Origin of the sequence: Actinomadura scrupuli (genome assembly GCF_050971785.1) — a bacterium.
In the GTDB taxonomy this organism is placed as follows: Bacteria; Actinomycetota; Actinomycetes; order Streptosporangiales; family Streptosporangiaceae; genus Actinomadura_E; species Actinomadura_E scrupuli.
In genome coordinates, this window is sequence record NZ_JBPCCU010000006.1 from 144153 (window position 1) to 168098 (window position 23946).

The 23946-nt window shown below is 68.3% G+C and carries 31 protein-coding genes; 19 read left to right on the forward strand and 12 right to left on the reverse strand.

Annotated features, from left to right (window positions below):
* Nucleotides 1–39: 39 nt before the first annotated feature.
* From ACRYCC_RS26275 to ACRYCC_RS26330, 12 genes are all read left to right on the forward strand, one after another.
* A complete protein-coding gene (locus ACRYCC_RS26275; RefSeq protein ID WP_433816329.1) occupies nucleotides 40–411 on the forward strand; it encodes a hypothetical protein in 372 nt (123 codons plus the stop codon).
* Nucleotides 408–869 carry a hypothetical protein gene (locus tag ACRYCC_RS26280; protein ID WP_433816331.1) on the forward strand — a complete coding sequence of 154 codons (462 nt, stop codon included), beginning with the start codon at nucleotides 408–410 and terminating at the stop codon, nucleotides 867–869. Before ACRYCC_RS26275 ends, ACRYCC_RS26280 begins: the two co-directional genes overlap by 4 nt.
* A complete protein-coding gene (locus ACRYCC_RS26285; RefSeq protein ID WP_433816332.1) occupies nucleotides 866–1093 on the forward strand; it encodes a hypothetical protein in 228 nt (75 codons plus the stop codon). The genes ACRYCC_RS26280 and ACRYCC_RS26285 overlap by 4 nt, the downstream gene beginning before the upstream one ends.
* The gene (locus ACRYCC_RS26290) at nucleotides 1090–1293 is read left to right on the forward strand and encodes a hypothetical protein (protein ID WP_433816333.1); all 204 of its coding nucleotides are present in this window, start codon (nucleotides 1090–1092) and stop codon (nucleotides 1291–1293) included. The genes ACRYCC_RS26285 and ACRYCC_RS26290 overlap by 4 nt, the downstream gene beginning before the upstream one ends.
* Before the next feature lie 3 nt (nucleotides 1294–1296).
* Nucleotides 1297–1869 carry a hypothetical protein gene (locus tag ACRYCC_RS26295; RefSeq protein WP_433816335.1) on the forward strand — a complete coding sequence of 191 codons (573 nt, stop codon included), beginning with the start codon at nucleotides 1297–1299 and terminating at the stop codon, nucleotides 1867–1869.
* Nucleotides 1870–1877: 8 nt separating this feature from the next.
* Entirely contained in the window at nucleotides 1878–2372 is a 495-nt protein-coding gene (locus ACRYCC_RS26300; RefSeq protein ID WP_433816337.1) for a hypothetical protein, read from the forward strand.
* Nucleotides 2369–2644 carry a hypothetical protein gene (locus tag ACRYCC_RS26305; protein ID WP_433816338.1) on the forward strand — a complete coding sequence of 92 codons (276 nt, stop codon included), beginning with the start codon at nucleotides 2369–2371 and terminating at the stop codon, nucleotides 2642–2644. The genes ACRYCC_RS26300 and ACRYCC_RS26305 overlap by 4 nt, the downstream gene beginning before the upstream one ends.
* A gap of 19 nt (nucleotides 2645–2663) precedes the next feature.
* Nucleotides 2664–6179 (forward strand): hypothetical protein, encoded by a 3516-nt coding sequence (locus tag ACRYCC_RS26310; protein WP_433816340.1) that lies wholly within the window; start codon nucleotides 2664–2666, stop codon nucleotides 6177–6179.
* 173 nt (nucleotides 6180–6352) lie between these two features.
* Entirely contained in the window at nucleotides 6353–7366 is a 1014-nt protein-coding gene (locus tag ACRYCC_RS26315) for a hypothetical protein (RefSeq protein WP_433816342.1), read from the forward strand.
* Between the two features lie 304 nt (nucleotides 7367–7670).
* Nucleotides 7671–10142 (forward strand): phage tail protein, encoded by a 2472-nt coding sequence (locus tag ACRYCC_RS26320; protein ID WP_433816344.1) that lies wholly within the window; start codon nucleotides 7671–7673, stop codon nucleotides 10140–10142.
* A 6-nt stretch (nucleotides 10143–10148) separates the two neighbouring features.
* Nucleotides 10149–10793: a hypothetical protein gene (locus ACRYCC_RS26325; protein WP_433816346.1), complete on the forward strand. Its 645-nt coding sequence runs from the start codon at nucleotides 10149–10151 to the stop codon at nucleotides 10791–10793.
* A complete protein-coding gene (locus ACRYCC_RS26330; protein WP_433816347.1) occupies nucleotides 10790–11761 on the forward strand; it encodes a hypothetical protein in 972 nt (323 codons plus the stop codon). The genes ACRYCC_RS26325 and ACRYCC_RS26330 overlap by 4 nt, the downstream gene beginning before the upstream one ends.
* 53 nt (nucleotides 11762–11814) lie before the next feature.
* On the opposite strand, the gene ACRYCC_RS26335 is transcribed toward ACRYCC_RS26330, so the two are convergent.
* Genes ACRYCC_RS26335 through ACRYCC_RS26370 form a run of 8 tightly spaced genes read right to left on the reverse strand, consistent with a single transcriptional unit; the run spans nucleotide 11815 to nucleotide 17194 of the window.
* Nucleotides 11815–12174 carry a hypothetical protein gene (locus tag ACRYCC_RS26335; RefSeq protein ID WP_433816349.1) on the reverse strand — a complete coding sequence of 120 codons (360 nt, stop codon included), beginning with the start codon at nucleotides 12172–12174 and terminating at the stop codon, nucleotides 11815–11817.
* Entirely contained in the window at nucleotides 12171–12413 is a 243-nt protein-coding gene (locus ACRYCC_RS26340; RefSeq protein WP_433816351.1) for a hypothetical protein, read from the reverse strand. Before ACRYCC_RS26340 ends, ACRYCC_RS26335 begins: the two co-directional genes overlap by 4 nt.
* A gap of 4 nt (nucleotides 12414–12417) precedes the next feature.
* Entirely contained in the window at nucleotides 12418–13281 is an 864-nt protein-coding gene (locus ACRYCC_RS26345; protein WP_433816352.1) for a hypothetical protein, read from the reverse strand.
* Nucleotides 13278–13652, reverse strand: a complete 375-nt coding sequence (locus ACRYCC_RS26350) for a hypothetical protein (RefSeq protein WP_433816354.1) — start codon at nucleotides 13650–13652, stop codon at nucleotides 13278–13280. The genes ACRYCC_RS26345 and ACRYCC_RS26350 overlap by 4 nt, the downstream gene beginning before the upstream one ends.
* On the reverse strand, nucleotides 13649–14671 hold the full coding sequence (locus tag ACRYCC_RS26355; RefSeq protein ID WP_433816355.1) for a hypothetical protein: 1023 nt from the start codon (nucleotides 14669–14671) through the stop codon (nucleotides 13649–13651). Before ACRYCC_RS26355 ends, ACRYCC_RS26350 begins: the two co-directional genes overlap by 4 nt.
* Nucleotides 14668–15669 carry a glycosyltransferase gene (locus ACRYCC_RS26360; protein ID WP_433816356.1) on the reverse strand — a complete coding sequence of 334 codons (1002 nt, stop codon included), beginning with the start codon at nucleotides 15667–15669 and terminating at the stop codon, nucleotides 14668–14670. The genes ACRYCC_RS26355 and ACRYCC_RS26360 overlap by 4 nt, the downstream gene beginning before the upstream one ends.
* A complete protein-coding gene (locus tag ACRYCC_RS26365) occupies nucleotides 15666–16652 on the reverse strand; it encodes an NAD-dependent epimerase/dehydratase family protein (RefSeq protein WP_433816358.1) in 987 nt (328 codons plus the stop codon). The genes ACRYCC_RS26360 and ACRYCC_RS26365 overlap by 4 nt, the downstream gene beginning before the upstream one ends.
* Before the next feature lie 20 nt (nucleotides 16653–16672).
* Nucleotides 16673–17194, reverse strand: coding sequence for a sigma factor (locus ACRYCC_RS26370; protein WP_433816360.1), 522 nt, complete (start codon nucleotides 17192–17194; stop codon nucleotides 16673–16675).
* A gap of 129 nt (nucleotides 17195–17323) precedes the next feature.
* On the opposite strand from ACRYCC_RS26370, the gene ACRYCC_RS26375 reads away from it, so the two are divergent.
* From ACRYCC_RS26375 to ACRYCC_RS26385, 3 genes are all read left to right on the forward strand, one after another.
* Complete coding sequence (locus ACRYCC_RS26375; protein ID WP_433816362.1) at nucleotides 17324–18193, forward strand: hypothetical protein; 870 nt, start codon at nucleotides 17324–17326, stop codon at nucleotides 18191–18193.
* 131 nt (nucleotides 18194–18324) lie between these two features.
* Nucleotides 18325–18630 carry a hypothetical protein gene (locus ACRYCC_RS26380; protein ID WP_433816364.1) on the forward strand — a complete coding sequence of 102 codons (306 nt, stop codon included), beginning with the start codon at nucleotides 18325–18327 and terminating at the stop codon, nucleotides 18628–18630.
* Between the two features lie 2 nt (nucleotides 18631–18632).
* On the forward strand, nucleotides 18633–18941 hold the full coding sequence (locus ACRYCC_RS26385) for a hypothetical protein (protein ID WP_433816366.1): 309 nt from the start codon (nucleotides 18633–18635) through the stop codon (nucleotides 18939–18941).
* A gap of 93 nt (nucleotides 18942–19034) precedes the next feature.
* Here ACRYCC_RS26385 and ACRYCC_RS26390 read toward each other — a convergent pair whose 3' ends face one another.
* Complete coding sequence (locus ACRYCC_RS26390) at nucleotides 19035–19538, reverse strand: DUF6941 family protein (RefSeq protein ID WP_433816367.1); 504 nt, start codon at nucleotides 19536–19538, stop codon at nucleotides 19035–19037.
* A 140-nt stretch (nucleotides 19539–19678) separates the two neighbouring features.
* Between ACRYCC_RS26390 and ACRYCC_RS26395 the strand changes: the two genes are divergently transcribed.
* Nucleotides 19679–19951, forward strand: a complete 273-nt coding sequence (locus ACRYCC_RS26395) for a DUF6290 family protein (RefSeq protein WP_433816369.1) — start codon at nucleotides 19679–19681, stop codon at nucleotides 19949–19951.
* Between the two features lie 73 nt (nucleotides 19952–20024).
* On the opposite strand, the gene ACRYCC_RS26400 is transcribed toward ACRYCC_RS26395, so the two are convergent.
* From ACRYCC_RS26400 to ACRYCC_RS26410, 3 genes are all read right to left on the reverse strand, one after another.
* Nucleotides 20025–20210 carry a hypothetical protein gene (locus ACRYCC_RS26400; RefSeq protein ID WP_433816371.1) on the reverse strand — a complete coding sequence of 62 codons (186 nt, stop codon included), beginning with the start codon at nucleotides 20208–20210 and terminating at the stop codon, nucleotides 20025–20027.
* A 580-nt stretch (nucleotides 20211–20790) separates the two neighbouring features.
* Nucleotides 20791–21447, reverse strand: coding sequence for a hypothetical protein (locus ACRYCC_RS26405; RefSeq protein ID WP_433816372.1), 657 nt, complete (start codon nucleotides 21445–21447; stop codon nucleotides 20791–20793).
* On the reverse strand, nucleotides 21444–21893 hold the full coding sequence (locus ACRYCC_RS26410) for an ATP-binding protein (protein ID WP_433816755.1): 450 nt from the start codon (nucleotides 21891–21893) through the stop codon (nucleotides 21444–21446). The genes ACRYCC_RS26405 and ACRYCC_RS26410 overlap by 4 nt, the downstream gene beginning before the upstream one ends.
* Before the next feature lie 96 nt (nucleotides 21894–21989).
* Here ACRYCC_RS26410 and ACRYCC_RS26415 point away from each other — a divergent pair, with 96 nt between their 5' ends.
* The 3 genes from ACRYCC_RS26415 (at nucleotide 21990) to ACRYCC_RS26425 (ending at nucleotide 23678) form a co-directional block, all read left to right on the forward strand.
* A complete protein-coding gene (locus ACRYCC_RS26415) occupies nucleotides 21990–22874 on the forward strand; it encodes a helix-turn-helix domain-containing protein (RefSeq protein ID WP_433816374.1) in 885 nt (294 codons plus the stop codon).
* Entirely contained in the window at nucleotides 22858–23049 is a 192-nt protein-coding gene (locus tag ACRYCC_RS26420) for a DUF397 domain-containing protein (protein WP_433816375.1), read from the forward strand. Before ACRYCC_RS26415 ends, ACRYCC_RS26420 begins: the two co-directional genes overlap by 17 nt.
* 194 nt (nucleotides 23050–23243) lie before the next feature.
* A complete protein-coding gene (locus ACRYCC_RS26425; protein ID WP_433816376.1) occupies nucleotides 23244–23678 on the forward strand; it encodes a GntR family transcriptional regulator in 435 nt (144 codons plus the stop codon).
* The last annotated feature ends 268 nt before the right edge of the window (nucleotides 23679–23946 follow it).

Here is a 23946-nt window from a genome sequence, read left to right on the forward strand (position 1 = left end):
GCGATGGCGCCGACGTAGAGAAGGCGGGAGGTGAAGCGCGTGCACGTCGAGATCACACCGGGCTGGCACGACCAGCTCAACGCCGAGCTCCTCCCGCGCATGGACCGCCTGACCGACGACATCGCCGACGACGCCGCGCGGTACGCCCCGTACGACACCGGCCGCCTCGAGGCCGGGATCGACGCCAGCCGCATCGACGACACCCTGTGGCGCGTCCACTCCCACGCCCCATACACGATCTACGTCGAGTTCCCCACCCGCGCCCACGAGATCAAGGCCCGGCCGGGCGGACTCCTGGTCTGGACCGACCCCGCCTCCGGAGCCAGGTTCGCGGCCAAGCGAGTGTGGCACCCCGGCACCGCTGAACAGCCGTTCATGCGACCGGCCCTGTTCCAGGTGCGTGCGCTGTGAGCCTGCTGCCGACCTCCGAGCTCGTCGCCATCGCCTGGCTCAAGGGCATCACCGACCTGCCCACCAACGCGATCGGCACCACGCTGCCAGCGCTCGACTCGTGGGCCGACACCGGCTTCATCGAGGTCGGTGTGGTCGGGGGCAGCCCGGACCGCGACACCCCCGTGCGCCGGCCGGTGCTCGGCATCCAGTGCTGGGCGGCCAACGCGAACAGCGGCCGGCCGCCCTGGGGGAAAGCCAACCAGCTGGCCGAAATCATCGCCGCCGCCTGCTACGGCCGGGTCGACGACGCCGTCCCGTCTCAACGCGTGGTGACCATGCACGTGCCCGGCTACCAGCAGGCCCGGGTCACCGCGGCGTACTTCGTCACCGAGCCACGCCGGATCCCAAGGGCGGACGATGCCCGGTACGCCATGTACTCCGGAGACCTGCAGATGCACTGGGTGGCCGCACCATGACCCCCACCCTCTACGCCCTGTGGGGCGAGCACGCCCAGTCCTGGCTGACCCACCAGGGCCGGGTCATCGCGCACACCAGCCGCGAGGAGCTCGAATTCCTCGTCCCCGGGCCGACCGTGCGCCCCCTCAACGGCATCCCGGCCGACGAGGTCCTGATGATCCGCGATCACCCGAACATGGCCTCCGTCCGGTGGCCGCTGAACAGAGAGGACTTCCGCCGATGAGCGAGCCCACCGACGACGGCCTGGTCGAGGTACGCACCACCATGCGCCCCTGGGCACCGCTACGCGTCACCGAGACCGAGCGCCAGCACCTGCTGAATGAGGGCCTCCTCGAGGAGCAGGTCCAGATCGCCGAGCAGGTCGCGGCGACCACCACGCCGCCCCCCGCCAAGCCGACCACCAACAAGCAGAAGGAGGGCTGACCGATGGCAGCCTCGTCGGTGACCACCGCCAACCTCATCCAGGGCCCCGGCACCCTCTACTCCGGCAACTACGGCGCCACCGAGCCCACCGACACCGCCGTCAACACCACGCCGGCCACCTCCGCGTGGACCGACTGCGGCGGCACCCAGGGCGGAGCGAAGTTCACCCTCACCCAGACCTTCTCCGAGCTGGAGGTCGACCAGATCGTCGAAGTCCCGGCCCGCCGCCTGACCAAGCGCGAGTACATGATCGAGACGAACCTGGCCGAGCCCACGCTGGAGAACCTGGTCCTCACGACCAACAACACCAGCGCCCCCGCCTCGGGGGCCGGTTACAAGTCCCTCGACTTGGACGCGGCGGACTCGGCGACCCAGCTGACGTACCGGGCCTTCATCCTGGACGGCTACGCGCCCGGCTCCTTCCGTCGCCGCCTGATCCTGCGGAAGGGGCTGTCCACCTCGAACCCGGAGAACGAGTTCAAGAAGGACGGCCAGACGCTGATCCCGGCCAAGCTCGAGGGGCACTTCGTGTCCTCATCGGTCAAGTCGCTGCACATCGTGGACCAGACGAGCTGAGGAGCGACATGGCACCGGCGACCACCACAACGAAGAAGCCCGCAACGGCCCGCAGGACCGCCGCGCAGAAGCCCGCGGCGGCCCCTGCGGAGCCCGAGCACACCGACCCCCCGCCGCCGGCCGAGGACACCGAGCCCCAGCCGCCGCCCGAGCTCGACCTGGACGGCGGCGACGGCGACGTGATCGTCATCCCCGCAGGCAAGGCCACGAAGGAACCGGAGGAGCCCAAGCCCGTACCGGTCATCAAGGTCTTCACCTACGGCGAGAAGACCTACACCATGCCCGTGGAGGTGACCGCCCAACAGGCCATGCACGCCACGTGGGTGATGAAGACGCACGGCACCCTCACGGGCGGCCTGCAGATCGTCGAGCGGCTCCTCGGCCCGGAAGCCCTGCAGGTGCTGCTGACCGCCCCAGAGATCGAGGACGAGCACCTCTTCGCCGTGATCACCAAGGTGACCAAGCATGTGTGGGGCCGGTCTGAGGAGGCGCAGGGGGAATGATCGCGCGGGCCGCGCAGGTCGCTTGGGTACTCGACTACCTCGGTGACCTCGAGAGCGACATGTCTGCCATCCATCGGATCGATGACATGTACGCGATGCCCGGCCCGCGCTTCTTCAGGCTGGCGGCGCGGATCGGCGCCTACGACGGGGCCGTGGCCAACCGCCTGGCCATGCGCCACCTGCAGAACCAGGAGAAGGCCCAGGAGATCTCGACGGCCGCCGAGATCGCAGCATCACCGCTCGGCGAGCTCGTGTCCATCGCGCAGGTCTGAAATCTGAGAGGAGGGACGTATGCCGGAATTCCAGATCGCCGAGGGGTACGTCGATGTCCACCTCAAGGACCACACCGACACCGAGCTCCAGGCGCTCATGGCCCGGCTGCGGGCCAGCGGCGGGGCGACTCTCCCGGTCAGCATCAACGACCAGACCGGCCGGGGCCTGCGCGAGCTGGACGCCCGGATGCGCACGTGGTCGCGGACGCACGGGCAGAACGTGGACTTCCGGGCGAACACCGGCCAGCTCGAGGCGTCGATGCTCGCCGCCCGCCGTACCGCGCTGGCCGCGGCGGAGGCGACGGACAAGCTCACCGCGGCGCAGCGTGTCTCCCGCGAGGTCGCCGAGCGGCTGGCCCGTGAAGAGCTCTCCGAGGCCGAGGCGGCACGCCTGACCACCCAGGCGGCCCGCGGGCTGGAACGCGCCGAGATCGCGCAGGCGGCCGCGGCCCGGGCCGCCGCAGCCGCTGCGGACCATCTGGCCGCGCAGCAGCGCCAGCTCGCTCGTGACACCGAGCTGGCCCGCGTCGCGGACATGCTGTCCATGCAGCGGGCGGCCGGGAACCGGCGGATCTACAACAACCTGCTGAACGACACCCGCCGCCGGTTCGGGTCCCTCGAGGGCACCGCGGCCGGCTCGTTCCGCGAGATCGAGAACCTGGGCCAGCGAGCTTTCGGCCTCTTCCAGCGCTCCGGTACGTCCGCGACCAACGCGGTCGGCCAGGGGCTGACGAAGCTCGGCGAGATGGGACCGATGTCGGTCGCCGGGATAGCCGTCGCGATCGCTGCCCTGCCCGCACTGGCTGTCGGCGTCGGTGGCGCCATCACCCTCGGCCTGGGTGGCGGGCTGGCCGCGGCGGCCATCATGGCGGCGTCCAAGAACAAGGAGGTCGAGGCCAGCTTCACCCACCTGAAGGACCACGTCGGCAAGGAGATGAGGACCATCTCCGAGCCGTTCGTACCTGAACTTGAGCGCATGGCCCAGGCTGGCGAGCGGGTGTTCGATTCGTGGGCGCCGCACCTGGACTCGGTGTTCGAGAAGATCGCCCCGGCGGTGGGCCATTTCGTGGATGAGACCGCGGACGGGCTGGAGCGCTTCGGCCCGATGTTCGACAAGATCGGCGACGAGTTCGACCCGCTGATCCGCGAACTCGGCGACGAGATGCCGGTGATTTTGAACAACATCGCATCTGGGATCGAGGCCGCGGTCGGCGCCGCGGATGGCCACGAGGCCGACTTCGCATCGTTCGCAACGAACCTGTCGAAGATCGTGCTGTACGGAGGGCAGGCGGTCGGGGCGCTGTCCAAGGCCTACGACTGGGTGTCGAAGTTCGCATCCTTCCCCGACTCGCCCTGGGCGTTCATCAAGGATGCGATTCCCCCGCTGAACGTTGCCGTCGGCCTGTTCAACACTGTGGCGGATCTGTGGGACAGGGCATCGGGCGGTGGGGAGATCTCGGGCGAGTGGAAGGATCTGGCTGACGCCGCCGGTCAGTTCGCGGCGAAGGCACCGTCCGCTGCCTCGGCCGCGTCGCAAATCGCCGCCGACCTGAAGAAGGCCGGTGACGCCTCGCAGGGTGTTGAGGCCCAGGTGAACGCTCTGACGGCCGCATTGAACCGCTTGTTCAACCCGCAGCTGGCGGTCTACCAGGACACCACCCGCATGAAGCAGGGGTTCCTTGACCTGGTCAAAGCGCTCAAGGCCAGCCACGGGAATCTCGGGCTGGCGACGGAGAAATCCCGCGCGGCACGGGACGCGTTCGCGTCCCAGCTGCAGGTCACGTCACAGCTGGCGCAGTCGACGCTTAACTCAACTCACTCCATGGGCAAGGCGCGCGCCGCGGTCGCCCCGATGATCGAGGCCCTGTATCGGCTGGCAGCCGGCAACAAGAACGCCACGAAGCAGGTCGACAACTTGGCGCAGGCGGTGGGCCTCGTCCCGAAGAGCGTCACCACCAAGGTCAAGGGCGAGATCTCCGATCTGCAGCACAAGATCGAGGCGGCCAAGGCGAAGCTGAAGACCGTGCCGCCGTCGAAGCAGTCGGCGATCAAAGCGACCATCGCCGACCTGGAGCGCAAGGTCGCGGCTGCGAAGGCGCGCCTGGCTGGGATCCAGGGCAAGACCGTCACGATCAACATGAACCAGGTGTGGTCGTCGTCCGGCGCCTACATCGGCGGCCGCGGCGGCGGGCCCGGCCGGGCCGACGGCGGTATCGACTTCCACCGGTACGCCGCCGGCGGGGTCCGGCATGACCTGCCGCCGCACATCACCGACACCCCCACCGTGCTGTACGGCGAACCGGAGACAGGCGGCGAGGCGTTCATCCCGCTCGGCGCCAGCAAGAGGCAGCGGTCGACGGGCCTGCTGGCCGAGGTCGCAGCCATGTTCGGGCTGGTGCTCTCCAAGCGGATGGCCGACGGCGGGATCCTCGGCGACTGGACCGACGAAGTCGAGGCCTACGCCAACGGCGGGTTCCACAAGAGCTCGATCAACGTGCACGCCAAGGCGGTTGCCGCAGCAAAGGCCAAGGCCAAGAAGTCCGCTGCTGGTGCGTCCCTGATCGCTGGGATCACCTCGTCGATGCTGTCATCGCTGGACAGCATCAACAGCTACGCGACCAAGGTCAACAACCAGATCAAGGCCACCTTCTCCGGGAAGACCGAGACGAAGCTGCTGGCCTGGGCCAAGGGCATCGAGTCGAAGATGGCGACGGCGTCCAAGTCCGCCGCCGCCTTGGCCGACAAGATCAAGGAAGCGAAGGACTACTCGGCCACGACCAAGACCAGCATGCTGGGCACCGCGACGCTGGCGAACGTCGGCACCGTGGCCAACGCCTCCGACATCAAGTCCGGGCTGAACTACCGCCTCAACAGCCTGAGGGCGTTCTCCTCGAAACTGTCCGCGCTGGTCAAGGCCGGGCTGAACAAGACGATGCTGCAGCAGGTCATCGATCTCGGCCCGGAGCAGGGCACGGCCATCGCGGACATGCTGCTCAAGGACACCACGGCGATCAAGGACGTCAACGCCACCCAGTCCCAGCTGGACAGCATCGCGGGGACGATCGGCAACAACGCCGCCGACGCCATGTACGACTCGGGGAAGAACGCGAGCAAGGGGTTCTTGTCCGGGTTGTACGGGCAGCAGGTTGAGCTGAACGCGCTGATGCAGAAGCTCGGTGCGCAGATGGCAGCCGGGCTGAAGAAGAGCTTCGGGGTCAAGTCGTCGAGCTGGGGGAAGGCGTCGGTCCCCAAGAAGCACGCGGCCGGCGGCATCGCTCAGGCAGGCGAGCTCGCGCTGATGGGCGAGGAGGGGCCAGAGCTCGTCCGGGTCGGCTCCACGAGCCGGGTCTTCACCGCGCAGGAGACCGCAGCGCTGGCCGGCGGTGGCGGCGTCACCATCCAAGGCGGCATCCACGTTCACGTCACCGGCACCCTCGACTTCACTGACCGGCGGCAGCGAGAAAGGATCGCCAAGAGCATGGTCGTGGAGATCAAGGAAGAGCTCCGGCTCTGGGACAGGGCCCACCGGCGATGACGACCTGGGGCACGATCACCATCGGACGCATCAGTCTCCGCGAGACCGTCACCGTCTCGGAGACAGGTGGCGACGACCGTCGGCTGTCGGTGGCTGGCCAGGAATCCACGCCGCCTCTTCCTCGAACCTCGGTGGTTGCGCTACACGACAACGTCCTCGGGATCCAGTCCGACGTGGTTCTCCCTGTCGCGTGGACAGACAAGCCGGAACGCGATGGCTACTACATGGCCACCAGCGTGTCTGCTGAGCTGACCGATTGGCAGGGTGAGGTCGTCACCTCGAGCTGGAAACTCGACCTCACCCGAATCGGGCTGGACAACGAGACTGACCTGCAGTCTCGACTCTCCGGGGCCGCGCGGGCGAATGACTTCGCGCTGTCCGGCGAGCGGTGGCATGCTCCGCCGATCGGCCACTACGCCTATTACACCGGCACGACCCAGCCCTCCACCATGACCCGCACCAGCGAAGACGGGGCGCTCACCGTCTACCGATCCATCCCGGCCGGGGTCTCACCGCGATGGGGGTGCGCGCCGGCCGACTACGGCAACGCCCGAGTCCGGATCCTCTCGGAGGGCATCGAGCGGACGGGCGTCAACACCGCGGCCTCGGCCGACGACTGGGAACTCTCCAACGCTCTCGTCCGTGTCCGGCCGAGCGGGTCGCACCTCGAGGTCGCGGCCTACGACGGCACACAGTGGGAGAGCAAGAACTGGAACATCACCGTGGCCGGCAGCGCAGTAGCCAGCTGGACAGCGGTCACCGTGCTGCGCAACGACTTCGAGGCCGCTGCCGTACGACTCACCCAGTCCCGCAGCCCAGGCCGGGCCACCCTGGACCTGACCCTCCGCCGCGGCGCCCGCTTCGTCGAGGGTTACCTGCAGGCCGACACGAGCGGTACCCTCGCCGCCAGCCTGGCCACTCTGGAGAACACCACCTCGTTCGCGAGCGCGGGCTATGTGGTGGCCACGAGCAACGATGGGGCGGGCAATACGTACACCGCGGGCAGCGCCCACAACTTCACCGCCCACGCCTCAGGTGGCGTCTCCAAGGCATCTTCGGTCGCCCTGGACTTCTACCTCGGTGCGGTTGTTGGTGGGTCCTCTGCGGTCTCCGGGGACGCGGCCACGAACCTTCGCGATCAGTACATAGCCACATTGCCGGAGCGCGTCTACGGCGTGGGGCGGTGACCAGATGACCGTCAACCAAGGCATCCAGATTGCCGGCACCTGGAACATCTCCCTGCGCAACGAACTCCCCCGGGACATCCTCGACGCCCTTGAGTACTACGGCCACGTTGCGATCCTGCCCAGCCGCATGGACCCGCGCCAATACGGCGACGGCCTCCTGACCGCAGCCCGCTACGTCGGGGTCCTGCGCGGACGCACCACCGATGACGACTCCGTCAACCTGTCCGGTCCCGGCATGGACTCCTGGCTCGGCGACGAGGACGACAAGGGCGACATCGCCGAGACCGCGATCAACCTGGAAGCCGTGACCTTCCCCAGCGCGGTTCGGGCACTGCTCCCTGATGCGATCACGGAGGGCACGCTGCACTCGGTGCCGGGCAGCTACACCCATCGCCACCAGTGGGAGACCCCGAAGAAGTCCATCAGCTACGTGTGCGACTCCTTCGGGAACGGGGGCATCGGCGCGTCCGCCGTGGAGTACCGAGTCAACGGGAACGCCACGCTGGACGCCGGCTTCGTCTCCGACCTTTACGACATGGACCCGGACTGTCTGATCACTCCGAAAGATGCCGGGTTCGACCGGGCGATGCGTGGCCTGCGAGGGAAGTTCTCCGTCAAGAGGGACGTCGAGGACTTCACCACCCGCGTGGTCCTCCTCGGCGAGGGTAGCGGGCTGACGATCGTGACGGGCTCGGCCGATATCAGCGTCAACCCGTACTTTGACCTGCATGGCAACCCCGTAAAGAGCACGCGCATCATCTCGGAATCCGACACTCCTGCCAGCTCGGCGGCCAGCCGGGCCGCGCTGCAGCTCGCTGGGTTCAACGCCTCGAACGACGATCTGACCCTCAGCACAAATGAATACGACGTCACGGGCAGCTTCAACCCGGGGGACATGGTCTACGTCTGGGACCCCGATTCCGGGCTCACCGACACCGCGAACGAGATCACCTTCCGGGGACAGAGGATTAACCCCGTGGCGCTGCGAACCACAGAGGTGTCCTGGCCGGTCACCGAAGGAATGACCGTCGCCTACCGATCGGGCGCGGGCACTTGGTACGACCTCACCGACTATGTCGTCTGGGAGACCGGAGATACCCAGATCAAAGTCGGCGCCGCAGCCCGCACGCTCGCCGCGACGAGTTTCGAAGCTGTCTCGTTCCGGCCGGCCGTGGACACATCGATCCCGGCCGCGCCTGCGTTGGTCACACCGTTCGTGACCTCGGCTTACTTGGACAACCGCGGCTTCACCCGGTCCAAGATGATCGTCGGCTGGTCCGCCCCATTGAACGTGGACGGCTCCACGATCCTCGATGGCGACCACTACGAGATCCGCTACGCGGTCGACACCGACATCATCTACCCCGCCACCTGGACCCAGGTCTCCCAGATCCGCTGGTCGGACATGCAGACCTGGGGGCAACCTTTCGCGCATCCGACTGGGCAGTGGCAGACGCAGTATGCCCCGTGGGGCGACACCAGCGTGCTCCTGCAGGACCTGTCGCCCGGGGTCGGGTACGACATCCAGATCCGCGCCGTCGACCGCAGCGGGAACACCTCGGCGTGGTCCGGCACCGTCACCGCGGTTGCCGAGGCCGACAACATCCCGCCCAGCACGCCGGCCGCCCCCACCGTGGCCGCGTCCCGTATCGCGGTGCAGGTCATCCACGATCTGGGCCGGGCCAGCGGCGGCACCTACAACCTCGAATCGGACCTCGACCACTTCGACGTCCATGTCAGCAGCGAGCCGACTTACACTCCCGACGAGACCACCCGGGTCGGCCGGCTCCGCGCCAATGCGGGCATGATCGCCGCCCAGATCCCCGCCGTCGGAACCTTCTCTGTTGAGGACACGACCGAGCGGTGGGTCAAGGTCATCGCCGTCGACATCGCCGGCAACGCCAGCAACGCCTCCGAGGCAGCGGCCGCGACCGCCCTGCTCATCGACGACGCACATATCAGCGACCTCACCGTGTCCAAGGTGACCGCGGGCACCATTGCGGCGGACTGGATCGTCGGCGCCCGCATCAAGACCGCCGACTCCGGCGCCCGGGTCGAGCTGTCCAACTTGGGGCTGCAGGCCTACAACGCCGCCGGTAACCAGACCGTGTCCGTGTCCGCTGGTGACGGGTCCGCGGTGTTCGTCGGCCAGGTCTCGACCGCGTTCAGCGGGGATCGTGTTGTCATTTCCCCAACCGGCGGCTCCAACGGCGGCAGCATCCGGTTCTACCCGTCCGGGACCTCGGACTACGCCTCGATCGAGTCGGTGACGACCACGGACCCCGCGCTGCTGTTCTATGCGGGCCTGGACTCCACCAGGGGCGAGATCATGCTGTTCTCCACGGACATCAAGATGCGCTTCCGGAACAACGTCGGTGGCCACCTGGAGCTATTGCAGAGTCTCGCGTACCTCTCTTGTGACTCAGCCGGTGCGCCCGGTGACCCGGTGGGCAACGCTTCCATCATGGTGAACGCCGACAGCTCGATCCAGATGTATGGGACCTGGGCCAACTTTGTCGACTTGGGCGCGACGAACGCTTTGTTCACCGGGGATGTCCCGGCGACCGCGAGCGCCAGCACGTTCGCGATCTCGTACGGGACGACGGCGGCGTCGAAGCGGACCCCGATCTGCACGGTTTTCGACAACGGTGCCGCCGGGACCTCGGCCGTCCACGCGTTCCAGGTGTCGGCGTCCTCGACGTCGGGTTTCACGATCGACCTGAGCGCCGCGGCGAACGCCGGGTGGTCGGTTTTCTTCTGGGCCTTCAGGGTGTGAGGGGCAATGGCAGAGAGCAGAGAAATCATTTCCGTCACCAGCGGAATGGTCGGAGCGACGAAAACCTGGACCGTGGAATACCGCCGCCCGGACGGCACCCTTGGCGGCCACCTCTTCCCCAAGGACACCCTGCTGTGGCGGGCGCTCGAGTACGGCATCGACATCAACGATGTCGACACCCTGCTGGACGTCATCCTGCATGAGCCCCTCATCGCGGACCCGACCGAGCCGGCCAACCACGGCACCGATCCCGCGGCGCAGCGCGGCTACACGGTGGTCGAGCCGGGGGCCGTGGATGAGATCTTCGGTGTCATGGCCCGGCCGGCCGCGCGGGTGCCGGTATGGCTCTACAACGCGCCGGACGTCGACGCGGCCCGGGCCGCGCACCTCATCCGCGTCGAACACGCCAAGAGCACCAAGGCGGCCTACAGCCGGCACTCAGGGAAAGGCGCTGACCCCCTGGATGCCATCAGGAACGAGCACCGCGAGGTGATCACGCTTATCGACCAGGTGCCCGCGGTCGCCGCCGTGCACGAGCGCATGCGCGACCACATCAGGGCCACCCGCGAGCAGACGAAGGCGGCCGCACGGGCACCCCAGGCCCAGCCGTCCGGGGCCTGGGCGAAAGACCGAGCAGGGAGACGACCATGACCACCACCACCCGGTACGGGCTGCACCTGCCGGCGGCCGACGGTTCGGACCTGGTCAGTGTCTCCACGGACCTGATCGGGCCGCTCACGACCATCGACGCTGAGCTCGGCGTCCCCATCACGACCGCGCTGCCGTCCAACCCCGCTTCGGGTAAGACTGTGGCGGTGTCCGCGGCGGGCCCGGTGTTCCGGTCGTACTTCCACAACGGCACGTCACCGGCCAGCGCGGGGTGGGTGGAGCTGCTCAACAGTTCCGGGACGTTCGGCTCGGACATCAAGCTGGCCAGTGGCCAGAAGCTCGTCATCGGCTCGGACGTCAACCTTTACCGCAACGCGGCCGACGTCCTGCGGACCGATGACTCCTTCGTGGTCTCGCTGAACCTCACGGTCGCCGGGTCCGCGTCTATCGGCGGGGCGCTCACCGTCACCGGGGACCTGAAGCTCACCGGCGGCACGACCATCTACCGCAGCAAACTGTCGTCCCCCGTCACGGTCGCCACCTCGACAACCGAGACCGTGATCGCGACCATGACCATCCCCGCGAGCGATCCGGTGGTGGGTGCGGTGTACACGGTCACGGCTTGGGGGATCGCCAGCGTGCTGGCCGCGACCACCCCGACGATGACGTGGCGGTCTCGTATCGGCGGGGTCGCAGGTGCGGCGTTGGCCAGCAGCGGCGCCCGTACGGCTAGCAGCGGGGTAACCAACCACTCGTGGCGGGTGTCGACGAAGGTGGTGTGTCTGAGCACGGGCGTGTCGGGGACGTGGTTCGGGCAGCAGGTGACGACGGAGTCCTTGTCTGTGGCCGGTGCTGCCCCGTGGGTTGCTGCGGTGATCCAGGACGGGACCGCGGCGCAGACGAAGGACACGACGGCGGCGCAGGATTTGGTGATCACGGCTCAGTGGTCGGCGTCGAACGCGGCGAACACGTTGACGTGCCAAGGGGTCGAGGTTAAGCGGGTGGCTTGACAGCGTGAAGCCCCGGGACCGGCGCGGGTCCCGGGGCTTCTCCGTGGGTCGGCTCAGGTACGCCCGCTTCTCGCGGCCCCCTTCGCGGGCGGGCCAGGGACGGCCGGGGCGGCGGCGGGGGCGGCGGCGGGGGCCTCGGCCGGCAGCTTCGCCTCCGCGAGTTGCTGCTCCAGCTCTGCCTTCTGGCCCCCCAGTTCGTTGACCCGGGCCTGGAGCGCGACGTTCGCGTTACCGAGCTCCTCCGCGCGGATCCGCAGCTCGCCGATGGTGGCCTGGGCGTCCTCCAGCGCGGCGGTCAACTGCGCGACCTGGAAGTCGGCGGCGTCCAGGCGCTGGGCGTGCGCCTGGCGGAGGTGAGAGAGGACCCGGTTGGGGTCGACGGCGATCCCGGGCTCGGGCAGGGCCATGGTCACGATGGGGTTCCTTTCAGGGTGGGGTCCGCGATGGTCACGGTCGGGCCGTCGGCGATGAGGGTGTCGCCTGGGAAGGCGAGCTTGGGCGGCTCGTTGGGGCTGGCAGCCGACCGGAACAGCAGCCCGTAGGGGTGTCCTGAAGTCTCGGAATGGCAGGCCGCGCCGGGGTGGCCGTGCTCCTCGAGCCAGGCCAGGGTTTCGGCGAGGTAGCCGTGACCTGGGATGAGGTAGGTGTCCACGCGGTCAGAGCTCCTCTGCGAGCTTGCGGTACCGCTCCAGCAGGTCCGTGGCGTTCAGCTCGCGGTGCTGGCCGTAGAACGACCAGTGGCTGAACAGGGAGTTCTCGATGATGACGTTCGCCTTCCCGATTTCGGCCGGGCGGTGGACGGAGTGCCAGAACTCCTCTTCCTTGCCGATGTTCCCGACCGGGGTGAAGTCGGTGTAGTCGGAGCCCATCGTCGCGAAGCACGAGACGCTGAACTGCTGGCGTGGGGCGAGCACCACCGGGTGGTGCATGAACAGCTGCTCGACGGTCCCCGCCTCGATGTGGCTGAGCAGCAGTTCGTGGAGGCCGACGGCGAACGCCCCGTCGCCCCAACCCACGGGGTCCATGCAGTACGGCAGGGTGACCTTCTGCCAGCCCTCGCCTGGTCCCGGGATGCGTCCCTGCTGCTGCAGGTGCCAGCTGACCACCGCGTTGTTGATGATGATCGGGAACGCGCACAGCACGCTGCCCTCCCAGTCGAGACGGGCCTTCACCAGATGCTGGACGGCGTCCTCGTGGACGTACACCAGGTCGTCGTCCATCCGCACGTAGACGGCGTCGGGGTCGGTGCAGTGCTGGTAGAACCAGCCCGTGTTCCTCTGCTTCGGGTGCAGGCGCGGGGAGCCGGCCGGACGCTCCTTCAGCTTGATCCAGTCGTGGTCGCGGGCGAGCTGGTAGGCGTACCGCAGGTCCGATTCCTGGTTCGGGTCGGTGTTGAGGTACAGCCAGTACTCGTCGATGATCCCGGCCTTGTGGTCGCGTTCCAGGTACTTGACCAGGATGGACACCGTCCGTTCCCGGCCGTACGGCGTCCACGCGATCACCGGATGGTTGTCGATCACGAGAAGCTTCCTCTCTGGGTCTGTTCGATGACGGCTGTCTGGACGGGGGCGATCAGGGCGTCGATGAGCTTGTCCACCCGGCCCCGCTCATGCAGCAGATCCGCACGCGAGGTCCGCGTGTCGCTCGGGCCAGCGAACAGCGCGTGGAGCGCGTCCAGCAGCGGCCTGGCGACCTCCAGGCCGAGCCGGAGCGACGGCTCGGTCTCAAGGCCCGGGGTCACCTCCTCCCACGACGGTGGCTCGTCGGTGGAGTACCGCAGGATGCGGCGGGGCCGGCCGTAGCTGGGGATGGTGTCGGAGGTGTCCTTGTCGATGATGTAGATGAGGACCTGGTCGCGGAGGTCGTCCTCGCGGACGTTGACCTGGATCATGTGCCGATCGCCTCCTGCCAGGACACGCTGCCGGGGTGGACGGCGGCCGCTGTGGCGGCGACTTGGGCGGCGGCGAAGTGCGCGCGGGCCCGGCCGGTGAGCAGCGCGGTGCCCGGATCGTTGCGGCGCTTCTGGCCGTACCTGGCGCCCTCGGCGTCGCGGGCTGCGGCGTTGGTGAGGAGGCGTACGCCCTCGCGGTAGTGCTCCGGGCCGGTCCGGACCGCGGGGACGATTTCCAGCGCGGGCGGTAGTTCGCCCTGCGCCCACTCGGAGTGCGGGAAGGTCCCTGGGAACTCACGGATCTCGGTGCCCGCCAGCCTCGTCAGCTCGAGGGGATCCTCGGCCACGATGACGTGGCCGCCCCCGGTGCTCAGCCACCCGGTCTTGGCGGGCTCCTCGTGCACCCGCCATATCCCGTACAGCGTCACGGGCGCCTCGTAGATCTCGGCGTACGTCTCCGCGTTCATCACCGTGGCCCGGCCCGGGCCGAGCAGGACCGCCCAGTCGGTGGGGTAGATCGCCTGCCAGGACTGGCCTCGCCGGCAGTCCATTACGCCGGCCTCGTCGGGGTCGCTGGTGCTCTCCGGGTCGTAGTCGAAGAGCTCGCCGAGCAACTCCTCCATGTCCTCGATGTTCTTGCCGGTCCACTGGATGGCGTGGGCCTTGGCTGGCTTCTGCTGCACCTCGACCCCGCCCGAAGGCGCTTCCTCGCCCAGCAGGTACCAGGTCTTGCCGCCGTCCGTCGAGAAGGCCTTGGGGTCCCGCGCGGATTGCCACATCGGGGTCCCGCTGATGTCGGATCGGTCGATCCACTCGGCGGGGTCGCTGGTCAGTGGCGACAACGGCTCGAAACCGAGGAGGCTGTGCAGCTGCTCGCGGGCCACCATCGCCGATCCGCCGGAGTGCCCGTACGAGGCGAATGCGGCGACCGCGTTCACGATCGCCTCTGCGTATTCGGGGTCTTCAACGGCCTGCCCGCAGAGCTCCAGTTCGCGGCGGGCGTGCTCGATAAGGCTCATGTACTGCTCCCGGATAGGGCGCGCTCCCAGAGGGGCGCGATCGTCTCGATGGTGTGCTCGGCCGCTTGCGCCCGGGCCGCCGCGCCGATCCGGGCCCGCAGGTCCGCGTCGTTCACCAGCTCGTGCAGCGCGGCGTCCCATTCGTGGTCGCGGCTGATCAGGTAGCCCGTCTCCCCGTGCCGAACGTGCGCCCGGTACGGGACGATGTCCGAGGCCACCAGGGGGATACCGAGCGCTCCGGCCTCCAGTGCCTTGGTCGGTGCCTTGGCCTGGTTGAACTGCGTCGGCCGGTACGGCGCGCACCAGACGTCGAACGAGGCGGCCACGGCCCGCAGGTACGCCTCGGTGCCCGGCACCCATGGCGTCACCCTGACCCGCTCATGCCGCAGCCCGGCCCGGACGATGGCATCCCCGGGGACACCGACCGTGTGGACGACGACGTTCGGGTGCCGGTCGAGGAACCGGCGCAGCCGCCCAGCGATCAGCGGCAGGTCATGCACCGTCCCGCCCGTCCCGGCCCAGCCGACCACGACGAAGCCCTCACGCGACGGCGGCCGCGCCCAGGTGAGCATCTCGGCCGGCAGCCCGTTCGGCACGAAGATCGTGTTCGCGTTGTACGGGCGCATCACCTCGGCCAACCGCGGCGAGCACACCGTCACCGCGCTGGCCATCTCCGCGTTCGCCTGCAGCCGCCGCTGCACATCCCCGCGGGCGAAGAACTCCCACGCCTCCCGGTTCGACCGGTCGATCCGGAAGTAGTCGTCGTCGATGTCCAGCACCAGCCGCCGGCCGCGCTCGGCCCACCGCTGCCAGTTGACGCTCGGCCCCGGGTTACAGGTCCGGGCGCCGATGACCACGTCCGCGTCGTCCCACCCCGGCGTGTACCGCTCGGCATGGCCGGTGACGTGGCCACGCCGGGCGAGCTCGGCCAGCGGGACCTGCAACCGGTACCACCGGCAGCCGCTCACCTCGTCGGCCGCCCAACCGAACACCTTCACCTCGAGGCCTCGAGGTATCCGGGCAGCCAACTCTCGGCGTAATGCCGGACCGTCGCCCGGATCCCCTCCTTGAGGGGAAGGAAGTCGTCGGCGTCCAACCCGATCTGCTTCAGGGTGGCCACCTCGGCGGAGACGACGGCGTTCGGGACCTCGCCCGGCCGCATCGGCAGGTGCACGATCTGCACGGGGTCACCGCCCACGATCTGGGCTGCCTCGGCGGCCACCAGGCGGGCGATGTCATTCACCGTCCGGGAGCCGGCAGGGCCGACCTCGACCGGCATCGCTGGCGGCGCACCACCCGCCGCGGTGAACTCCAGGGCGCTGACGAACGCAGCGGCGACGTCCTTGACCCACACGCAGTCCGAGACCTGGGTGCCATCGCCGTAGACCTCGATCGGCGCACCGGTCAGGGCCCGGCAGGTGAGGGCGGGGAGGATCTTGCGGACCTTGCTGGTGCCGTACGGGGCGGCGATGGACTGGCGCGGCCCGTAGGCGTTGACCGGCCGGACCACCGCGATCCGGCCGTCCCGGAACTGGTTGAACATCCGGGTGAAGTCCTCGGCCGCGCTCTTGGAGATCGTGTATGAGCCGGCTCCGTGGTCGCGCATCCAGTGGTTCCCCACGCCGGCGTAGACGACGGGCAGCCCGTACTGGGCGGCCGCCTCGAACACGTTGAGGCTGCCGAGGATGTTGATCTCAGCCGACGGCCGCGGATTCTGGATGGTTTCCTGGGTGCCGAGCACGGCGGCCAGATGGATGATGCCGTCCACGTGCGCGGCCAGCTCGGTGACCGCCGTGGCGTCCCGGACATCGCCGAGCATCACGGTGACCGCCTCGCGGTCGTACTCCGGCATGTTGAGCAGGATCTGGGCGTCCACGCGGCCGCGGTGGTCGAACACGATGACCTGGTGGCCGCGGCCGACGAGCTCCTCGATGAGGTGGCCGCCGATGAATCCGGCGCCGCCGGTGAGTCCGATCTTCAAGGGTCCTTCTCTCCTGGGGGTCATGCGGTGCTGCGCAGGTCGCGCAACAGCCGCCAGAGGGCGGTGCGGGACAGGCCGGACGCGCACGCCGCCTGCGTCCTGTTCCAGCCCTCGGCCAGCAACTTGAGGGCGGCGGGGAGTCGTTCGTCGTGGTCTGCAGCCGAGGTGAGCCACGCATCAAGCGCGCCGACCTGCGTGGTTTCGTCCTCGAAGCGGAGTCGGATGGCGACTTCCGGGACGTCTTCGTGGAGTCCGGTGGTGGTGGGGCGGGGGCCGGCGCCGCGGCCGCTCCTCCGGCGGATGCCGTCGATCATGCGGAAGCGGACTCTGACCTTCAGGAACGGTTCGAGGTCGCCGCGGGCCTGGTCGTAGGCGGCCAGGGCCCGCCAGAGCGCTTCCATGCCGTCGCTGATGACGTCTGCGTGGCCGACGTCGTCGGGGTGGACCAGCGATCGGGCCTGCTGTTCGACGACGCCTTGGTGGGCGGCGATGGCGTCGTCGATTGAGGGGTGGCAGGGACATGAGGTGGTGGGTGGTGTCATTGATCCCCGCCTCTCCTGGTTTCGTAATACGGAGTGTAGTTTTCGTATAGCGAAATTCCATAGCCGGGTGAGCGTTTCGTCCGCCGTGTGTCGATCCCCGTATAGAGGCCCGCTCGACGAGGAGGCTCGATGCAGCTCTGGTGTCCGTTCGCCGAGAAGCGGCCGCTCGGCGCGCAGTCCGAACCGTCAATCGGCAAACCGCGGATCTTCGTAATTCACACCATGAGCGGCTACCTGCGCGGAACCGACTCGATGTTCCGCCAGAGCGGATACGGCGGCACCGAGAGCCACTTCGGGGTGGGCGGGCAGTACGACCCGGCCGGCCTGGACGGCGCGATCTGGCAGTGGCAGGACCTGACTCACTCGGCGGATGCGCAGTTCTCGGGCAACGCGTACGCCACCAGCGTTGAGACGAGCGACGGTGCCCGGAACGGGGTCCGTTGGTCACCCAAGCAGGCCGAGGCCATCGTGCGGCTGGGCGTGTGGTGGTGCCAGCAGACGGGCCACCCCGCGCGGATCGTCTCCAGCCCCAGCCAGGCCGGTTTCGGGTGGCACGCGCAGTTCCCCAGCTGGAACAAGAACGGGCACGACTGCCCGGGTGCGGTGAGGCTGCGCCAGTACAAGACGGAGATCGTCCCGGAGATCGCCCGACGCCTCGCCAAGCCGGCGCCGGCGCCCAAGCCCCAGTCGCAGGAGGACCCAGACATGCCGTACGGACAGCTCGCCGATGGGCCCGGGGCGATCACGCCGATCGCGCTCCCCAAGGGCCGTTTCAAGACCATCGGCTTCACCGCCGACAACGGGCTGCAGAGCCTGCCGCCGGCCGCGCTGCGGGTGGCGGTATACCACGGCGGCGGCGCCTGGAAGGTCGACCACGTGATGGTCGACTCGACCAAGGGGCAGACGGTCGTGACGTTCACCGACCCGGCCGACACCTCCGGCATCTCGGTGCGCCGTGAGGACGCCGGGGACGTGCACGTCGCCTTCGAAGTTTCGTGACCGATGCCGTGCATGTGGACCTGGGTGGTGCACCTGCCGCCCCATGCCCCTGGCCCCGGCCGCCCACACCGGGACCGCCGGAGGATCGCCGCGTCGAGGCGCGCCGCCCGGCGCAACCGAAGGAGAAGCCGTTGACCACCGTACGAGCGAAGTTCCGCTGCAGCACCGTCGAGCAGACCACCGACGCCCCAGTAGAGGGCCTGAAGTTCGACCCCGACACCCGGAAGAACGTGCCGTCAGGCGAGTTCACCTGGCCGCGCACGTACCGATTCCAGGCCGAGTACGACCAGAGCGTCCCGGAGGACCAGCGGTACGCGAGGTACACGCCGTCGGGTGAATTGCGCATCCAGGTCGACAACCCGGCCGTGGTGTTCGTGCCCGGCCAGCAGTACTACCTCGACTTCACGCCGGTCGAGGCCACCTCCCCGAAGGAGTGACCATGCTCGACATCCACGCCTACGCCACCGGGCTCATCCGGACCTGGGTGCCCGTCGCGATCGGTGCGGCCCTTACCTGGGTGATGCGCATCGCTGGCATCGTGATCGACGACAACACCAGCGCGGGCCTGACCTTTGCGGTGGGCACGATCGTCATCAGCCTCTACTACGCGCTGTTCTTCGCCCTGGAGCACAAGTACCCGGCGATCGGCCGGTGGCTGCTGGCGCTGGGGCTGACGGCGCGGAAGCCCACGTATCCGCCGGCGGTGTCCCCGTCCAGCGACGGGACGTACCGGCCGTACCGGGCGTAGCTGGGCCGTGGCCGGGTCGCGGTCCATCACGCATTGCATGACGACGCCCCGCACTCCGATTGGGAGGGCGGGGCGTTCGTCGTTTCGGGAGGGTCAGGCTCCGCCGGGGCCCGTCGGCCGCAGGGTGGTGGCGAAGTGACTCAGGACACGGAAGGCGTAATTACCCCGCTCGCTGCCGTCGATGGACAGCTCGAACGTGTACTTGCCCGGCGCGGGGAAAAGGACCTGATCGAAGTTCATGGCCAGCGGCATGGGCTGCGCGTCGCCAGGCTGGAGGGTCGGCGGCCGACCCATGTTGAACTTGCCGGTGAGCTGGGTCATCTGCTCCTTGAGCGCCTCGGGAGCACCCGCAGGTGCCAGGGACAGGGGCTCGCCGTCCTCATGGAGGAGCCGCAGCTCGAACGAGTGGTTCTCGTTGGTTGCGGTGTACGGGATGCCCACGATGATGCCGAGACCGATCCGCGACTGAACGAACGGGAATGTCGGCGCGCTGATCGAGTTCCACCCGCCGCCCTGGAGGAAGAGCTTGCCGTCGGCGGTTGCCGCAGAGTCGCAGAGGATCACATCGACGGTGAAGTCGATCGGGCTTGTGGTCAAGGGGGACCTCCTGTGGTTGACCTGGTGTTTACGACGCTACACTAGATCGTATACAGACCGCACCTTGAACTTGATTCTGGCGTAAACGTCTGCGGGCGTGTTGTATGACACGGAGACCCCCAGCAAGAGGAGTGCAAAGCATGGCAAGGGAACCGAAGGGCGCGGTTGTCTCCCTGCGGCTATCGGAGGACGAGCAGGAACGTCTCCGGGAGATCGCCGAAACGCGCGGCACGTCCGTGTCCGAAGTCATCCGGGGAGTTGTCCGGCGTGAGTTCAGCGAGCCGTTGCCCATTGTCGAGACAGAGACATCCTCATCGGCGGCCGACTCCTCCGGTCAACTCGGAACAGGGGTTTTCTGGGACGCGCCAAAGGGCTCAGTCGTCACCGGCAACACGATCACCATCTCGTACTGACCCCTAATCCGCTCCCGCCCGACGGTCCGCAGCCACAGGCTGCGGACCGTTGCTTTGGATGCATCAGAGTCGGCTAATCCTCGACTTCGACCAGGTCTGAGACAGAGATCCCGAACACCACCAGCATCCGCTCCAGCTCAGCCATGCTGTACGCGTACCCCACCAGCGACCGGTGCAGACGCACCCGCAGGCACGGCCGGCCGTTCAAAACGATGGCCTCCACGTCCCAGCCACCCGGCGCCGTCCACCGTTGGCCCATGCCTCCGACGTTATCCACAGCCCGCGTCAGGTCTCCCGCACGCCCCCGGTGGCTGCTTACCGTCGGCACATGAGCACCTTGCCCACCGCAGCCAGAGCCCGCCTCTCCGCCTGGCTGGCTTCGTTACCGCGCACAATGGAAAGGCCCGCACCCCCTCATCGAAGGGGCACGGGCCTTAGGGTGCGGCGGCGGGGCGGGCCGTGGGAGTGGTTTGGCCCCGCCGCCACACCCGGCTCAATCGGCCGGCGGATTCGCCTCACGCTCGGCCGCTACCTCGGCCACGAGCTGGTCCATGAACGCAGCGGCCGCGGGAATCTCGGACTCAGCGAGAGGAGCCCCTTCCCGCGTGCGCTCCAACTCCGTGGGCGCGCTGCCGAGGATTAGGTTGTACAGGTTCACGATCTGCCCGACTCGCGGATCACGGCTTGCCACGCCGCACCTCCGCACGGTGCCGGGCCTGGGGGGCTGGGCGCTGGCGGCGCCGGTCCGAGAGGAGGACGTAGCCAGCCAGGCCGCCGAACCAGCCGCCAGCCAGGAACAGCACGCCCACGAACACAACCTGCGGAGTCGTCATGGCTGGTCAGTCCCCCGCGATGATCGCTGCGGCGACGGCCAGCCAGCCGATGTGCCACGCCTGGTCGAGCGCGTAGGCCCCGGTGCCAAGACATGGGTTGTCGTCGTGGCCGGGCCTGGGCTGCCCGAGCCCGTAGAACTTGCCTTCGCCGAGCCGTTCGGCCAGCCGGCGCAGCGGGGTGCGCCGGTCCGCCCAGTAATGCGAGACGGCGTTCACCGCGAGCCCTGCAACGACGCGGCGAGAGTTGAGACGCGTCCCTACCGCAAGTGCGCCAGCGGCGAGGAAGACGCCCTGGGTGGCTGTGAGCGTGACGACGTGGATGGCGCAGGCGCGCTGCCCAGTCCACCCGTCGCGGCTCTTCGCCGCGGCACAAGTCCTGGTCTGCACCCAGTAGTCGCCGATGGCGTGGCCGCTGTGGAGGAGGGCGTACACGCCGCCCAGTCCAAGGCGGGAGGGCGGCTGCGAGACCAGGGCTGTGGAATGCTCCCGGCCCCGCAGCCTGCCCCCTCCCCGGGCGCCGTGCGGCAGGACAGTACCGGCTGTGGTGCCCGTGTGGATGCGGGCGCGCATGACGTGGGACATGCGCACCCGCGTGTGGTAAATCGGCGCGGCGTCGCGGGCCTTCGCGGGGACGAGGATGGACGGTCCGCCGCGCCAAATCATGGGGTCACCTTCCTGGGGTACTGGTGGTCGACCTCGAACCACACCGAGCAGCCGGCTGGCTCCGCTGCTTCGTGGCCCCACCGGTCGGAGAGCGCATCGACCAGGCGCAGGCCGCGGCCGCCGTCCGCGAGGAGGTCCTCGCGCAGTTCGGGTGTACCGCCGAGCCCGGGATCGGTGACCGCGACGTGGATCACCTTGTCGTCGGTGTAGAGCAGCAGCTCTATGGCCAGGCCTGGTTGCCCCGCCGCGCCGTGGACCATGGCGTTGGTGATCAGCTCGGTAAGCATCAGCAGGACGTCGCCGCGGGTCTCGCCGGGAACGCCGATCGCGATGAGCAGGTCGCCGACGAGTCCCCGTGCATCGCCGGCGACCTCGGGGGCGACGGTGAACGTCTTGCGCACCGAGGCGGCCATGCCTTTTGATGCGATTTCGCCTGCTGCGACCATCACGCTCACTCCCGGTGTGGGACCGTGTCCTGGAACGAGCATGGAATGTCGGGGCGACATTATGCAATGTCGGGACGACATTAGATGTGACCGTATGTGGCCAAGGTCAACACTCTGCTTGATGGGACACTGAACGCCGTGCCAGCAACAATCCGCGGACTCCGACTCGCCAGCGAGCTACGCGACCTCCGAGAAGCGGCCACGCTGTCCATGCGCGAGGCCGCCACCCGCATCGACGTCACCGAACGCACCATCCAGCGCATCGAAGGCGCCCAGACCGTCCCCCGAGAAGCACTGCTGCGCCGCATGCTGGCCGTCTACAACGCCGACTCCACCAAGACCGGCGCCCTCCTGGAGCTCCGCCGCGAAGCGAAGATCGGCGGCTGGTGGGTCGACTACGACGACGTCAGAACCGGCATCTACGTCGAGCTCGAAGAGAACGCGCGCAAGGTCCGCAGCTACCAAGGAACGGCCGTACCGGCTCTGCTCCAAACCGAGGAGTACGCCGCGGCCGCAGTCAGCGCGGTGCTCGGCGACCGACCCGACAACGCACGGATCCTCGAACTCCGAAGCGAGCGACGCACCCGGTTCAATCGCCGGGCACAGGAGCTGCACGTCATCCTGGACGAGGCGGTGCTGCGCCGCGCCGTTGGCGGCCCGGAGGTCATGCTCAATCAGGTCGGCTACGTAGCGAAGATGGCCCAGCTCCCGCACATCACGGTGCAGGTCGTGCCGTTCACGGTCGGCGCGCACGTCGGGATGGCCGGGTCATTCGTGCTCATGGACTTCGAGGACGCTCAGTACCCGCAGGTCATCTACGTCGAGACCAGGGCCGGCGACCTTTATCCAACCGGAAAGGTCATTGAGTCTGGATTTAACATCGACTGGAGGGCGCTCACCCAGCTGGCTCTCAGCCCTAAGGACACGGCGGCCTTTCTCGCCGAACTGATCAAGGAGTGGTCTGGTGGCACAGGCACATGAGCTCTCGCGCGCCAACTGGCGCAAGTCCCGTCGCTCCCTTCAAGGCGAAGACTGCGTCGAGGTAGCTGACCTCGGCTCGGCCGTCGCTGTGCGGGATTCCAAGGACCCGGCTGGCCCTGCGCTGGTCTTCACAGCCGCGGCGTGGCGGGCCTTCTTCAACGAGGTGCGCGCATAGTAAAGCGCTCGCGAAATAACGGAGCCACCGGCCGAGCTGGCCGGTGGCTCCGTCCCGATCTGGTGGCGACTACAGGATACGCCCGGCTCCTTGGTGCTCCTAAAATCCCAGGTCAGGGTGACACATCTACCCGGGTACCCGGGTAGACCGATGCCCGTGCATCGGGGTAGACCGGTATCCGTACGGTCCCCTGCATGCCACCCCGCACCATCCGCCGAGCCGCCTACGCCCCGGCCTATGTCCAGCTCGCCCAGATCCTTCGGGACCGGATCAAGGCCGGCGACTACGAACCCGGCTCGCTCCTGCCGTCCGAGCCCCGGCTGGGCCAGGAGTACGACCTCGGCCGGCTGACCGTCCGCAAGGCGGTCGCCATCCTCCGGGTCGAAGGGCTGGTGGTCACGGAGCGAGGGGTCGGCAATCGAGTCCGGGAGCGAAGGGAGGAACCGAACGTGGTCGCAATTCGCGCAGGAGACCGCGTTGGTGTCCGCCTGGCGACCCGTGATGACGAGGAGCAGTGGGGTATCGCGGAGGGCACGCCGGTGCTGGTGGTGACCCGCAAGGGCGAGCGTGAGCGCGTGTATCGGGGCGATGAGACTGTGGCCGAGGTGGACGACCAGGAGGCTTCTTGAGGGACGGCCACCACCCCCGTGGATGCCGTCCCTCCCGCTGTGGAGTTCTCAAAGCACAGTTCCAGGCGGGCCGGGGAGGCTTGCGCCGGAGTTCGGGCTTATGCCCTCACGTAACTCACGTTCAGTAAGTGACGCGTGACTCACATTGCACCCATGCGCCAGGATTTGCAACCGTCAAATACAAGTAAGTTATTGTCTAAGTCGACCCGGCGCGCAGCACTGGGCAACCTAGGCGACCGGCTCCGTACACCGGTTTAGGATCTCTGGA

Bases quoted from the DNA above. Each gene is read 5' to 3' on its own strand.
- ACRYCC_RS26325 (WP_433816346.1), top strand. From the start codon at position 10,149: ATGGCAGAGAGCAGAGAAATCATTTCCGTCACCAGCGGAATGGTCGGA.
- ACRYCC_RS26405 (WP_433816372.1), bottom strand. From the start codon at position 21,447: ATGATTTGGCGCGGCGGACCGTCCATCCTCGTCCCCGCGAAGGCCCGC.
- ACRYCC_RS26410 (WP_433816755.1), bottom strand. From the start codon at position 21,893: ATGGTCGCAGCAGGCGAAATCGCATCAAAAGGCATGGCCGCCTCGGTG.
- ACRYCC_RS26350 (WP_433816354.1), bottom strand. From the start codon at position 13,652: ATGATCCAGGTCAACGTCCGCGAGGACGACCTCCGCGACCAGGTCCTC.
- ACRYCC_RS26370 (WP_433816360.1), bottom strand. From the start codon at position 17,194: ATGACACCACCCACCACCTCATGTCCCTGCCACCCCTCAATCGACGAC.
- ACRYCC_RS26285 (WP_433816332.1), top strand. From the start codon at position 866: ATGACCCCCACCCTCTACGCCCTGTGGGGCGAGCACGCCCAGTCCTGG.
- ACRYCC_RS26305 (WP_433816338.1), top strand. From the start codon at position 2,369: ATGATCGCGCGGGCCGCGCAGGTCGCTTGGGTACTCGACTACCTCGGT.
- ACRYCC_RS26295 (WP_433816335.1), top strand. From the start codon at position 1,297: ATGGCAGCCTCGTCGGTGACCACCGCCAACCTCATCCAGGGCCCCGGC.
- ACRYCC_RS26290 (WP_433816333.1), top strand. From the start codon at position 1,090: ATGAGCGAGCCCACCGACGACGGCCTGGTCGAGGTACGCACCACCATG.
- ACRYCC_RS26310 (WP_433816340.1), top strand. From the start codon at position 2,664: ATGCCGGAATTCCAGATCGCCGAGGGGTACGTCGATGTCCACCTCAAG.
- ACRYCC_RS26395 (WP_433816369.1), top strand. From the start codon at position 19,679: ATGGCAAGGGAACCGAAGGGCGCGGTTGTCTCCCTGCGGCTATCGGAG.
- ACRYCC_RS26400 (WP_433816371.1), bottom strand. From the start codon at position 20,210: ATGGGCCAACGGTGGACGGCGCCGGGTGGCTGGGACGTGGAGGCCATC.
- ACRYCC_RS26300 (WP_433816337.1), top strand. From the start codon at position 1,878: ATGGCACCGGCGACCACCACAACGAAGAAGCCCGCAACGGCCCGCAGG.
- ACRYCC_RS26355 (WP_433816355.1), bottom strand. From the start codon at position 14,671: ATGAGCCTTATCGAGCACGCCCGCCGCGAACTGGAGCTCTGCGGGCAG.
- ACRYCC_RS26330 (WP_433816347.1), top strand. From the start codon at position 10,790: ATGACCACCACCACCCGGTACGGGCTGCACCTGCCGGCGGCCGACGGT.
- ACRYCC_RS26375 (WP_433816362.1), top strand. From the start codon at position 17,324: ATGCAGCTCTGGTGTCCGTTCGCCGAGAAGCGGCCGCTCGGCGCGCAG.
- ACRYCC_RS26425 (WP_433816376.1), top strand. From the start codon at position 23,244: ATGCCACCCCGCACCATCCGCCGAGCCGCCTACGCCCCGGCCTATGTC.
- ACRYCC_RS26385 (WP_433816366.1), top strand. From the start codon at position 18,633: ATGCTCGACATCCACGCCTACGCCACCGGGCTCATCCGGACCTGGGTG.